At 73.9% G+C, this 12,386-nt stretch carries 9 protein-coding genes; 7 read left to right on the top strand and 2 right to left on the bottom strand.

The genetic code is table 11. The annotated features are described in order from the left end of the window. Nucleotides 1–48 precede the first annotated feature (48 nt). From ligD to OG392_RS24835, 7 genes are all read left to right on the top strand, one after another. A complete protein-coding gene (gene ligD / locus OG392_RS24865) occupies nucleotides 49–945 on the top strand; it encodes a non-homologous end-joining DNA ligase (protein ID WP_329283044.1) in 897 nt (298 codons plus the stop codon). A gap of 66 nt (nucleotides 946–1,011) precedes the next feature. After that, a complete protein-coding gene (locus tag OG392_RS24860) occupies nucleotides 1,012–2,190 on the top strand; it encodes an ATP-dependent DNA ligase (RefSeq protein ID WP_329283042.1) in 1,179 nt (392 codons plus the stop codon). Nucleotides 2,191–2,378: 188 nt separating this feature from the next. Beyond that, nucleotides 2,379–4,544 carry a PBS lyase gene (locus OG392_RS24855; protein WP_329283040.1) on the top strand — a complete coding sequence of 722 codons (2,166 nt, stop codon included), beginning with the start codon at nucleotides 2,379–2,381 and terminating at the stop codon, nucleotides 4,542–4,544. 398 nt (nucleotides 4,545–4,942) lie between these two features. Then, the gene (locus tag OG392_RS24850; RefSeq protein WP_329283038.1) at nucleotides 4,943–5,734 is read left to right on the top strand and encodes a hypothetical protein; all 792 of its coding nucleotides are present in this window, start codon (nucleotides 4,943–4,945) and stop codon (nucleotides 5,732–5,734) included. Next, nucleotides 5,731–7,005 carry a HAMP domain-containing sensor histidine kinase gene (locus tag OG392_RS24845; RefSeq protein ID WP_329283036.1) on the top strand — a complete coding sequence of 425 codons (1,275 nt, stop codon included), beginning with the start codon at nucleotides 5,731–5,733 and terminating at the stop codon, nucleotides 7,003–7,005. The genes OG392_RS24850 and OG392_RS24845 overlap by 4 nt, the downstream gene beginning before the upstream one ends. 190 nt (nucleotides 7,006–7,195) lie before the next feature. Next, on the top strand, nucleotides 7,196–8,575 hold the full coding sequence (locus OG392_RS24840; protein ID WP_329283033.1) for an FtsW/RodA/SpoVE family cell cycle protein: 1,380 nt from the start codon (nucleotides 7,196–7,198) through the stop codon (nucleotides 8,573–8,575). Then, nucleotides 8,572–10,047 carry a penicillin-binding transpeptidase domain-containing protein gene (locus OG392_RS24835; protein ID WP_329283030.1) on the top strand — a complete coding sequence of 492 codons (1,476 nt, stop codon included), beginning with the start codon at nucleotides 8,572–8,574 and terminating at the stop codon, nucleotides 10,045–10,047. The genes OG392_RS24840 and OG392_RS24835 overlap by 4 nt, the downstream gene beginning before the upstream one ends. 155 nt (nucleotides 10,048–10,202) lie before the next feature. Here OG392_RS24835 and OG392_RS24830 read toward each other — a convergent pair whose 3' ends face one another. Then, entirely contained in the window at nucleotides 10,203–11,063 is an 861-nt protein-coding gene (locus tag OG392_RS24830; RefSeq protein ID WP_329283029.1) for a hypothetical protein, read from the bottom strand. A gap of 116 nt (nucleotides 11,064–11,179) precedes the next feature. Further along, entirely contained in the window at nucleotides 11,180–12,289 is a 1,110-nt protein-coding gene (locus OG392_RS24825; RefSeq protein WP_329283027.1) for a ferritin-like domain-containing protein, read from the bottom strand. Between the last annotated feature and the right edge of the window lie 97 nt (nucleotides 12,290–12,386).

Genomic DNA, 12,386 nt, shown 5'->3' with positions numbered 1-12,386 from the left:
GACGTTTCGCCGCCCCCGATTTGTCCGTAATCGTGGGATTCTCATCGTATGACGCCTCTCACAGAGGTGGAGGGGCGGCGCCTGGCGCTCAGCAACCTGGACAAGGTGCTCCACCCGGTCACCGGCACCACCAAGGGTGAGCTGCTCCACTACTACGCGACCGTCGGGCCCGCGATCCTGCCGCATCTGCGCGATCGTCCGGTGTCCTTCCTGCGCTATCCGGACGGCCCCGACGGGCAGCTGTTCTTCACGAAGAATCCGCCGCCCGGCACACCCTCCTGGGTGAGGACCACCCCTGTGCCCCGCTCCGAGGACCCCCGGGCCCGGCAGGTGGTCGTCGAGGACCTCGCCTCGCTGATGTGGGCCGCGAACCTCGTGGTGGAGTTCCACACGCCCCAGTGGCGGGCCTCCTCCCCCGGCGTCGCCGACCGGCTCGTGTTCGACCTCGACCCCGGCCCGCCCGCGACGGTCGTCGAGTGCTGCCGCGTCGCCCTCCACCTGCGCGAACGGCTCGCCGCCGACGGTCTCGACGCCTTCGCCAAGACCTCCGGCTCCAAGGGGCTGCACCTGCTCGTCCCGGTGGTGCCCACGCCGTCCCCGCTCGTCTCGGCGTACGCGCGCACGCTCGCCGTCGAGGCGGAGGCCGCGCTGCCGCGGCTCGTCGTGCACCGGATGGCCCGGGCTCTGCGGCCCGGGAAGGTCTTCGTCGACCACAGCCAGAACGCCGCCGCCAAGACCACCGCCACGCCCTACACCCTGCGGGCGCGGCCGCGTCCCATGGTCTCCGCGCCCGTCACGTGGGAGGAGGTCGAGGAGTGCTCCGGGGCCGCCTCGGACCCCGAGTCCCTCGTCCTCCTCATGGATGACATCGCGCCACGTCTTGAGCGGTACGGGGATCTCCTTGCGCCACTTTTCGCGCCCGAGAGGGCCGGGGGCGTGCCGTGAACCGGGCCGGGAGCGCCTCGTGAACCGGGGCCGGAGACACCTCGTGAACCGCATCGGGAGCGCGTCATGAACGAGGCCGGGGCGCACGCCCGGGGCGCGGGTGACGACGCCGCGAGCGCCGGTGGCGGCGCTCGGGGCGGGCACGGCGGGACCCCCGGCAAGGCCCCCGACCGGACCGCCGGCAGGGTTCCCGGCCGGACCCCCGGCAAGGCCCCCGACCGGACCGCCGGCAGGGTTCCCGGCCGGACCCCCGCGGCGGATGGCACTCCGGGTCACGGCCGCGCCTCTCCCCGCGCCTCCGCCCGCGCCGGGATCACCACCGCCGCCGGGGACGAGGCCCGCACCGGCCCCCACGACCTCGCGCTGCTCCCGCCCGTCGACGTCATGCGGCCCCGCGCCGCCGATGAGATCCCCGCGCAGGGAGAGCCGCCCCGGGAGCTCCAGTACTCGCTCAAGCTCGACGGCTTCCGCGCGCTCGCCTTCGTCCTCGGCGACGGGAAGGTCGTCCTCCAGTCGCGTTCCCGTAGGGACCTCGCTCCCGAGTTCCCCGGGATCGCCGCGCACCTGCGGGACCGGCTGCCGCCCGGGATCGTCCTCGACGGCGAGCTGTGCGCCTACCGGGAGGGGCGGCTGAGCTTCACCGACCTGCTGCGTTCCCCCGCCGACCGGGCGCGGGCCGGTGTTCCCGTCTCGTACATCGCCTTCGACCTGCTCGCCGTCCCGGGGCGCGACGTACGGGCGCTGCCGCTCCGCGACCGGTGGGAGCTGCTCGGTACGGCGCTGCTCGACGCCGAGCCGCCGCTCCAGCGGGTGCTCGCCACCCGGGACGAGGAGACGGCCCGCGGGTGGTTCCGCGATCTGCGGGACGCGGGCGTCGAGGGGATCGTCGCGAAGTCCCTGGCCTCCACCTACCGGGCCGGCTCCACCTGGGCCTGGCGGAAGATCCGGCACACGGAGACGAGCGACGGCGTGCTCCTCGGTGTCGCCGGGCCGCCCGACCGGCCGCGCGCCCTGGTCGTCCGCCTCGCGGACGGCCGTACGGTGTCCACCTCGCCCCGGCTCACCCCGGCGCAGTCACGTGAGGTCGGCGCCCTGGCCGGGGACCGCGCGGGGCCGCTCGTCCAGGATCCCGAGCACGGCCCGGTGCGGTGGATCGACCCTCCGCTCCCCGTCGAACTGCGGCAGCTGGCCGTGCGGCAACGGCAGGAGACCGCTACCTTCGTCCGCGTCCGCTCCGAGGGGTAGACCACCGCGGAGCACCGTTCCGCGGGTGTGCACTGAGTGCAACTGCCCCACTGCGTACCGCACATGGCGCAAACAGAGCGGAACTGGGGGTCTACGCGCGCCCGGTGTTGCCGGTAAGGCCTTGCTACCCGTCCCGTGGTGCACACTTGCTGCCTGGTACAGGGCTCACGGGGAAGGCGGCCTGGCAAATGCTGACGGGGATCGAGGAGGTCGACTGGGCCTCGCTGGGGCACGCGTACGGCCCCGCGGACGACGTGCCGGAGCTGCTCCGCGGACTCGCCTCCGCCGACCCCGCCGAGCGGGAGACGGCCCTCGACGGCATGTACGGCGCCGTGCACCACCAGGGCGACGTGTACGACTCCACCCTCGCCTGCATCCCCTTCCTCCTCGAACTCGTCGCCGACCCCGCCGTCCAGGACCGCGGCTGCATCGTCGAACTGCTCACCAGCATCGGCGGGATCGAGCTCGACGACGACGAGGAACTGGACGAAATCGACCCGGACGACGAGGAGTTCATTCCCGCCGCCAACTACGCGATGGCCGCCGCCGCGATCGCCGCCGGCGCCGACGTCTTCCTCGGACTCGTCTCCGACCCGGACCTGGAGGTGCGGCTCGCCGCGCCCTGCGCGCTCGCCTCGCTGCACCCCGAGCCCGCGCGGGTGCTGACCCTGCTGCGGGAACGGCTCACCGTCGAGCGGGACACCGAGGTACGGCTCGCCCTGGTCGCCGCCGTCGGACGGATCGCCCTGCGCCATGCGTCGCTGCGCACCGAGACCGTCGAATGGCTGGGCTGGCTCGCCCGCGCCGCCCAGGACCCGGGCCTCCGGCTCGCGGCCCTCGCCCAGCGGGCGCGCTGCGCGCCCGGCGACATCCCGGACGACATCGTGCCGTGGGTGACGGGCCTCCTGGAGGAGATCAGGACCTCGGCGCTGGGGACGACCGCGCCCGGCATCGAGCGCGCCGCGACGCCGACCCTCATCGGGCAGGTCCGCGAACTCCTGGAGGAGCACGCCGCCGGGCGCCCGGCCCCCTGGACGGAGGAACTGCTCCGGACCCTGCACGCGGCGCTCGACGACCGGGTCGACGACCGCATCGCGCTCGTCCTGGCGCAACTGCGCAGCCCGGACTGGGGACAGCGTTCGGACGCGATCTGGCTGTGCGGCGGGCTGATACGGATCTGGCGGGGGCGGTACGAGGAGGTCGTCCGGCTCGTCGGCGCCCAGCTCGACGACCCCGAGCCACGGCTCCGGGAGGCCGCGACCTCGTTCCTGGAGCGGCTCTTCGAACTCGGCGCGCCCGCCGCCGACGCACTCGCCGCCCGACTCGCCGTGGGGCCGGCCACCGGCTCCGGCGGCTCCACCCGTTCCGGCACCGGCACCACCCGGGGCGGCGGCGCCCAGGGCTCCGGCCTCGGCGGCGGCCCCCAGAACGGCTTCGTCGGGCGGTCCGGGCGCGACGGCGCCCTCCTCGCGCTCGCCCGCGCCGGGGACACCCGCGCCGTCCCGCTGCTCGCCCGCGCCCTGGAGGAGCACGAGGTACGGCGCGAGCTGCTGTACGCGATGGACGGCCTCGGCCCCTCCGCCGCCATGCTGGCGCCGCTGCTGCGCCGCCGCCTCGCCGAGGTCGAGCTCGACGAGCGGCTGTACGACCGGGCGGCTCCCCTGCTCTACGCCCTCGCGGCGGTCCGGGGCTCCCAGGCCGTGCCCGAGGTCCTGCGGGTCCTGCGCGGGGCGCCCGCGAACCGGCGCGACTGGGTGCGCGAGTCCGCGCTGCGGACCCTGGCGGCGTTCGGGCCCGCGGCCCAGGAAGCCGTACCGGACATGCGCGGCCTCCTCGCCGCCGACTCGGCCACCGTCGCCACGACGGCGGCGCGGGCCCTGTGGGCGGCCGAGGGCGATCTGGGCGAGGTCCTGACCGCCCTGGAGCGGTGGCTCCGGCCCGGCTCCTCGGGCGCGGACTGGTGCTCCGCCGCCCAGGCCCTCGGCGAGATCGGTCCGGCCGCCGCCTCGGCGGCCCCCGCCCTGAGACCGGGACTGGCCTCGCGGGACCTGTGGGTACGGGTCCGCAGCGCCGCGGCCCTGTGGCGGGTGTCCGGGGACGCGGCGGCGGCGCTGCCGGTGCTGCTCTCGGCCTGGGAGGAGAACCGGCACGCGCGCGTGGACGTGGCGGAGTGCCTGGCGGAGATGGGCCCGGCGGCCTCGGAGGCGCAGCTGATCATCCTCACGGAGCTGACCCGGCGGCGGCGTCACAACGCCCGCGAGGGCGCCTCGGGCAGCCATGACGTCCACCTCGACGAGAAGCTCCTCACGGTGTGCCGGGCGGCCCTCGCGAGGATGGAGCGAGGCGCGTTCTAGGCGGCGTGACCTGGCCGCGGAGGCCCGCGCGGTGGCCCGCGGAGGCCCGCGCGGAGGCCCGCGCGGAGGCCCGCGGAGGCGGACCGGTGGCGTCGCGGAGGCAGGCCGACGGAGCCGCGGACGGTGGGCGGTAGGCCGCGGAGACGGGCCGACGGAGCCGCGGAGGGTGGGCCGCGGTCCGCTGCCGGAGCATGCCGGGGCCGCACTCGGACCGGCCCGGTCCGCTGTCGGACCGATCGGCTCCGCTGTCGGGTCGAGCCGAGCCCACGAGTGGACAAAATGGACTTCTCTCTGAATAAGGTCTACTGGAAGCGGGCCCGGACCGGGTCCGCCGTACGGTCGTCCCGGACAACCCGGAACCCCGGCCGCCCCACCGATCGACCCGTACGAGGAGCAGTGTGAGACCGCGCGGAGTGCAGCTCGCCGCCGGTGTCCTGTGCGCCCTCGTCCTGGGCGGCGCCGTCGGCTGCGGACGCAACGAGGGCGGGCTCGAGAGCGCCGGGTCCACGCCCACCGCCGTCGGGCCCGTACGGCTCTGGCCCGATCTGCCGCCCGCCACCGATCCGCCGCTCGACTACGGGGAGTCCGACACCGAACGCGTCCCCGGCATCAAGGCCGCCGACAACGACGTCCACGCCGTCGACGCGGTCGCGGTGGTCGCCGCCGAGGTCCGCGCCCACCCCGGCACGTACAGCGGCGGCGACGGCCTCTACGAGGAGACCGCCCGCGCGATCAAGGCCTGCGGCACCGCGCCGGCCGCGTGCCCGGTCATGCGGCCGTACTACCGCGACCTCACCGGCAACGGCCGGGACGAGCTGATCGTCGGGATCCGGATGCCCGACCAGCAGGTCGGCCTGCGCGTCTACCTCGCCGAGAACAGCGGGCTCACCCGCATCATGTCCACCGTCGACCAGGTCATCAGCGTGGAGGTGGCCGGCCGGGACCTGATCACACGGGTCGGTTCGGCGGGCATCCCCGGGTACGAGTACCGCACCGCCTGGTCCTGGGACGAGCAGCAGCACAGCATGTTGCCCACCCGCGACGAGATCGTCCGGGTGAAGCCGGGACGCACCGCGCCCCCGACCCTCCCCGCGCCCCGCCTCGTCAGTCCGACGCCGGGCTCGACCGCGACGCCCGCCCCGCTCCCGGCCCCCCCGGACGTGGCCGTTCCCGTCGAGCCGAGCCCGTGAGGGCGCCCCGGCTGCCCGCCTGGACCGCGACCCTCACCTGGAAGGCCGCGGTCTTCATCGCGGTGATGTGCTGCGCCCTGGCCGCGCTGCTCGGCGTCCTCGTCCATGTGTCGGTGACCGGTCAGACCGTGAACGACTCCCGGGAGAAGGCCCTCGCGCGGCTCACCGACGTCACCCGGCTCTACGAGGCCGGCGAGCCGCTCCCCCGGTTCGCCGGGGTCGATCCGCCGGGACTCCCGCCCTCCCTCCACGCGCTGGCCGTCCGGGGCGAGCGCGGCACCCTGGTCGCCGACGACCGGGGCAGGCCGACGATGTGGGCGGCGGGCCCGGCGGACGGCCGCGCCCTCGCCGTACGCCTCGACTACACCCAGAGCGCCGAGACGATCGACGCGCTCGACCGCTCGATCCTCGGCTCCTCCGTCCTCGCGATCGGCGCGACCCTGCTCGTCGGCGTCTTCGCGGTCACCCGGGTCACCCGGCGGCTGCACCTCACCGCCCAGGTGGCCCGCCGGATCAGCGCCGGTGATCTCGACGCGCGCGTCGACGACCCCCGGACGAAGGACTCCTCGCGGCCCCAGGACGAGGTGGCCACGGTGTCCGGGGCGCTCGACACGATGGCCTCCTCGCTGCAGAGCAAGCTGCAGAGCGAGCAGCGGTTCACCGCCGACGTGGCGCACGAGCTGCGCACCCCGCTCACCGGGCTCTCGGCGGCGGCCGAGCTGCTGCCGGAGGGGCGGCCGTCGGAGCTCGTACGGGACAGGGTGCGGGCGATGCGCGGGCTGACCGAGGACCTCCTGGAGATCTCGCGGCTCGACGCCCGCAACGAGACCGTCGACCTGGCCGTCCACGAACTCGGTCCGCTCGCCGAGCGGGTGGTGCGCGCCTCGGGCACGGACACCGAGGTGCGGGTCGTGCGGGACGCGACGGTGGAGACGGACCGGCGGCGGCTGGAGCGGGTGCTCGGCAATCTGATCGCCAACGCGCACAAGCACGGGGCCCCGCCGGTGGTCCTGACCGTGGACGGGCCGGTGGTGTCGGTGCGGGACCACGGGCCCGGGTATCCGGCGTATCTGCTGGAGTCGGGGCCGCAGCGGTTCCGCACCGAGAGCGGGGGCAAGGGGCACGGCCTCGGTCTGACGATCGCGGCCGGGCAGGCGGAGGTGATCGGCGCCGGACTCGTCTTCGCCGGCGCCGACGACGGCGTGGGCGCGGAGGCCCGGCTGCGGCTGCCCGAGTACGTGAGCCTCGTGGACCCGACGCCGGAGGACTGACCGAGCGACGCCCGGAGCGGCCAGGGCGGGGCGGGACCGGAGCGGCCGGGCGGGACCGGAAGGGCCCTCCGCGGATCCGTTCCGCGGGCCACACGGCCCCACGGCGCACCGCCACACAAAGGCGACACGGCCCCACGGCGCACCGTCACACAAAAGGGACATAGCGCATACCGCTTGCTACGTTGCGGCCATGACCGCACCGCGCACGGACGCTCCCCCGCCCGGGGTACGCCTGCCGAAGCGCCGCGGCGTGGAACTCTCCCTCCTCGTCTGCGCCGTCCTCATCTGCGTCTACGGGTACGCCGAGGTCGGCCTCGCCCGCAGCGGGGCCGTACCGCCGGACGCCGCGCGCTACGGGGCCGGGCTCGGTCTGCTCGCGCTCGTCGCCCACCTCGCGGTCCGGTTCCGCGCCCCGTACGCCGATCCGCTGCTCCTGCCGATCGCGGTCCTGCTCAACGGCCTCGGGCTGGTGCTGATCTACCGGCTCGACCTGGAGACCCCGAAGGACCAGGCCGCGACGACGCAGCTGATCTGGTCGACGCTCGGGGTCGCGCTCTTCATCGTGGTCGTGCTGCTGCTCCGCGACCATCGCGCGCTCCAGGGGTACGCGTACGTGTCGGTGGCCGCCGCGCTCGCCCTGATGATCCTGCCGATCTTCTTCCCGGCGGTGAACGGCGCCAAGATCTGGATCCGGCTCGGCGGCCTCTCCTTCCAGCCGGGCGAGTTCGCCAAGATCCTGCTCGCGGTCTTCTTCGCCGCGTACCTCGCCGCCAACCACAACGCGCTCGCGTACACCGGCCGCCGGATCTGGAAGTTCCAGTTCCCGACCGGGCGGGTGCTCGGGCCGATCGTGGCGATCTGGCTGCTGAGCGTCGGCGTGCTCGTCCTCGAACGGGACCTGGGCACCTCGCTGCTCTTCTTCGGACTCTTCGTGATCATGCTGTACGTGGCCACCGGCCGGACCGGCTGGATCGCGGTCGGGCTCGTGCTCGCCGCCGCCGGGGCCTTCCTCGTCGGCTCGCTCGAACCGCATGTGCACAGCCGGGTGCAGGACTGGCTCGACCCGTTCGCCTCGATCCGGGCCGGGGACGGTCCCGGGCAGCTCGCCCAGTCGCTCTTCTCGTTCGCGGCCGGCGGCATGCTCGGCTCCGGGCTCGGCCTCGGCCATTCCGTCCTCATCGGCTTCGCCACCAAGTCCGACTTCATCCTGGCCACGGCCGGGGAGGAGCTGGGGCTCGTCGGACTGACCGCGCTCTTCCTGCTGTACGCGCTGCTCGTCGCCCGCGGCTACCGCGCCGGCCTCTCGCTGCGGGACCCCTTCGGCCGGCTCCTCGCGATCGGGCTCGCCTCGATCGTGGCGCTCCAGGTGTTCGTCATCGCCGGCGGGGTGATGGGCCTGATCCCGCTGACCGGCATGGCGATGCCGTTCCTGGCGCAGGGAGGGTCGTCGGTGGTCACGAACTGGGTGATCGTGGCGCTCCTCATCCGGGTCAGCGACTCGGCGCGCGCGCCGCAACCGGACGACGCCGACACCGGGACGCTCGCGCCGGTGCGGGAGGGTGCCGCGTGATCCGGTACGCCCGGCGGGCCGCCGCGCTCTGTCTCGTGCTCCTCGTGGCGCTCCTCGTCAACTCCGCGCGCGTGATGGTCTTCGAGGCCGAGTCGCTCGACGACAACCCGGCCAACCGGCGCATCGCGATCAACCGCTACGCGCAGCCGCGCGGCGAGATCGTCGTCGACGGGAAGCCGGTCACCGGCTCCCGGGACAGCGGGCAGCAGCTGCGCTGGGAACGGACCTACCGTCAGGGACCGTTGTACGCGCCGCTCACCGGCTACTCCTCGCAGACGTACGGCACGACCCTCGTCGAGAACGCCGAGGACGCGATCCTGTCCGGCACCGACCCGATGCTGGCCCCGCTGCCGCTCTGGAACGACCTCACCCGGGGCCGGCAGTCCGGCGGCGACGTCGTGACGACGATCCGGACCCCGATGCAGGAGGCGGCCTTCCGGGGCCTCGACGGGAAGCGGGGCGCGGTCGTCGCGATCGAGCCGCACAGCGGCCGCATCCTCGCGCTCGTCAGCTCGCCCTCGTACGACCCGGGTGTCCTCTCCGGTACGGGGCAGGGGGTCAAGGACGCCTGGGGACGGCTCACCACCTCGCCGAACCAGCCGATGCTGAACCGGGCGCTGCGGCAGACGTACCCGCCGGGCTCCACGTTCAAGATCGTGACGGCCGCGGCGGCGCTCGACGCGGGGGTGGTGCGGGACGTGGACGCGCCGACGGACACCCCTGACCCGTTCGTGCTGCCCGGCACCCGGCAGGTGCTGCCGAACGAGGCGAAGGCCTGCGGCGACGCGTCCCTCGCGTACGCGATCCAGTGGTCGTGCAACACGGTGATGGCCGGCCTGGGCGTGGAGGTGGGCCTGGAGGGGATGCTCGACGCGGTGGGGAGGTTCGGCTTCAACGACACGGGGCTGCGGGTGCCGTCCTGGGTCGCCAAGTCCAACTTCGACCGGGAGATGAGCCCGGACCAGCTCGCGCTGTCGTCGATCGGACAGTTCGACACGACGGCGACGCCCCTCCAGATGGCGATGGTGGCGTCGGCGGTCGCCAACAACGGCGAGATCGCCCAGCCGTACCTCGTCGACCGCACGACGACCTCGGGCGGCACGACGATCGACCGTACGGGCCGCCGCAGTTACCGGCAGGCGATGAACCCCGCGACGGCGATGCAGCTCCAACGGCTGATGGTGAAGGCGGTGACGGACGGGACGGGGACGAACGCGGCGATCCCCGGCGCGCTGGTCGGCGGCAAGACGGGCACGGCCCAGCACGGCTTCGGCAACACCGGCACCCCGTACGCCTGGTTCATCGCCTGGGCGCAGGCGGACGACGCGGCCCAGCCGGCGGTCGCGGTGGCGGTGGTCGTCGAGGACGCGGAGGCGTCCCGGACGGACATCAGCGGGGGCGGCAGCGCGGCGCCGATCGCGAGGGCGGTGATGGAGGAGGCGCTGCGGCTGGAGGAGGAGGCGCGGGGGTAGCCGGGGGGGCGGTGCGCCGGTGGCGGTCGTGGGCCCTGGGGGCGGTCCTGTGCGGGGGCTTCGGTCCGGTGGGGGGTGCTTGCCCGGCACCACTCCGCTCCTCGGCCCCCTCGCCCCTCGCTCCCCGCCCCTCGCTGCCGGCGTCGGCGTCCGCGTCAGCTGCCGGCGGCGGCGATCGGCTTGCGGATCTGCGCGCGGATCCTGGCCGTCTTCTCGGCCAGATCGGCCAGGTCGATGTCCTTGGGATCGGCCGTGGCCTCCCCGGCGCCGACGAGGGCCACGGCGGCGGCGGTGTTCTCGTCGCCCCAGGCGCACATGGGCAGGGTCGTCGAGCTGAGCCCGTCCTTCGACGTGGTGACCTGGCAGCTGACGGTCACGCCGTACCCGGCGGGGGTGAAGTCCTCGGGCTTGACGACGAGGGTGGAGCCCTTGTCCGTGGCCGCCCCCTTGAGGATGGACGAACGGGTGGAACCGGGGCTCTTGATCTGCCCGTACAGCCCGGAGAGGACGAGGACCGACTCGTCCTTGCCGCTGTACTGCCCGACCGCCGCCGTCGCGTCCTTCACGGTGAAGTCGGGGGTGTCCTCGATCTCCTTGCCCTGCGTGTCGGAGAGGTCGGAGACGAGGGTGAACTCGCCGTCGAGAAGGGTCTGCGGGACGACCAGCCTGTGCGTCGCCGCGGGGAAGGAACCGGTGACGCCGTCGAGCCCGGCCTTGACCCCGTAACCGATACCGCCGACCACGACCAGGGAGCCGACGACGATGGCGACGATCGCGCCCGCCGACAGCTTCTTCTTCGGCGGCGGTCCCATGGGCGGCTGCCCCCAGCCGCCGGGGCCGGGCACGGGGCCCGGCGGGTACTGCGACGGAACACCCGGCTGGGCGTGGGCCTGTCGGGGGTGGCCCGGCGGGGGGAAGCCCTGCGGGGCGCCGTACGGGCCGGGCTGCTGCGGGGGCGGCACCGGCCCGCCGTACGGGTTGTGGGGCGGCTGGTTCGGCGGTGGCGGCATGGTCATGACGGGCACGCTACGTCACCTGTACGACAACCCGTTCTTCCACGTGCGGACGGGACCGGGTCCGGGGTCCGTGCGGGGCCCGGTCGCGGGGTCCGTACAGGGGCTTGGTCCCGGGCTCAGTCCCGCGCCGCCCCGTCCGCGATCGCGTCCGCGACCTCCGCCACCCGGGCCCGCTCCTCCCTGGCGAAGCGTTCCGCGTCGAGCTGTTCCGCGATCTCCTCGTCCTGGGTCATGAGGAGGTCGAGGTTGGAGTCGCCGAGGTCGAAGACGCCCATGTCGAGGTAGGCCTTCTGGAGGCGTTCTCCCCAGAGGCCGATGTCCTTGACGCAGGGGACGATCCGGCTGAAGAGCAGCTTGCGGAAGAGGTGCAGGAACTCGCTCTGCTCGGTCAGCTCCTCCGCCTCCTTCCGCGGGATGCCGAAGTTGTCCAGGACCTCGACGCCACGCAGCCGGTCGCGCATCAGGTAGCAGCCCTCGATGACGAACTCCTCGCGCTCGCGGAGTTCGGCGTCGGACAGCTGCTTGTAGTAGTCGCGCAGGGCCATCCGCCCGAAGGCGACGTGCCGGGCCTCGTCCTGCATCACGTACGCGAGGATCTGCTTGGGCAACGGCTTGTCGGTGGTGTCGCGGATCATGCCGAACGCGGCGAGGGCGAGGCCTTCGATGAGGACCTGCATGCCGAGGTAGGGCATGTCCCAGCGGGAGTCCCGCAGGGTGTCGTCGAGGAGGCTCTGCAGGTTGTCGTTGATCGGGTAGAGCATGCCGATCTTGTCGTGGAGGAAGCGGCCGTAGATCTCGGCGTGCCGGGCCTCGTCCATGGTCTGGGTTGCCGAGTAGAACTTGGCGTCCAGGTCGGGGACGGACTCGACGATCCGGGCGGCGCAGATCATGGCGCCCTGCTCGCCGTGGAGGAACTGGCTGAACTGCCAGGAGGAGTAGTGCCGGCGCAGCTCGCCCTTGTCCTTCTCGGTCATCTTCGCCCAGTGGCGGGTGCCGTGGAGGGTCAGGACCTCGTCGGGGGTGCCGAGGGGGTCGTACGGATCGACCTCCAGGTCCCAGTCGATCCGGGTGGCGCCGTCCCACTGTTTGTCCTTGCCCTTCTGGTAGAGGGCGAGGAGGCGCTCGCGGCCGTCCTCGTACTCCCAGGAGAAGCGGGCCGCGCCGGTGGCGGGGACCTGCCAGCTCGGGGTGGACGGGGCCGTGGTGTAGAGGTCGCGCGTCGACACTGACGCCTCCTTGGGGGGGTCGGGCCTTTCCCGTGGTGCGAGTCCTGTGGCCGGGCCAGGCTCACACGTTGGTAGACGGATCGTCAACAAGTCGCGC

It is taken from the genome of Streptomyces sp. NBC_00691 (assembly GCF_036226665.1).
GTDB lineage: Bacteria > Actinomycetota > Actinomycetes > Streptomycetales > Streptomycetaceae > Streptomyces.
This window is presented reverse-complemented; position numbering and strand designations above follow the sequence as displayed.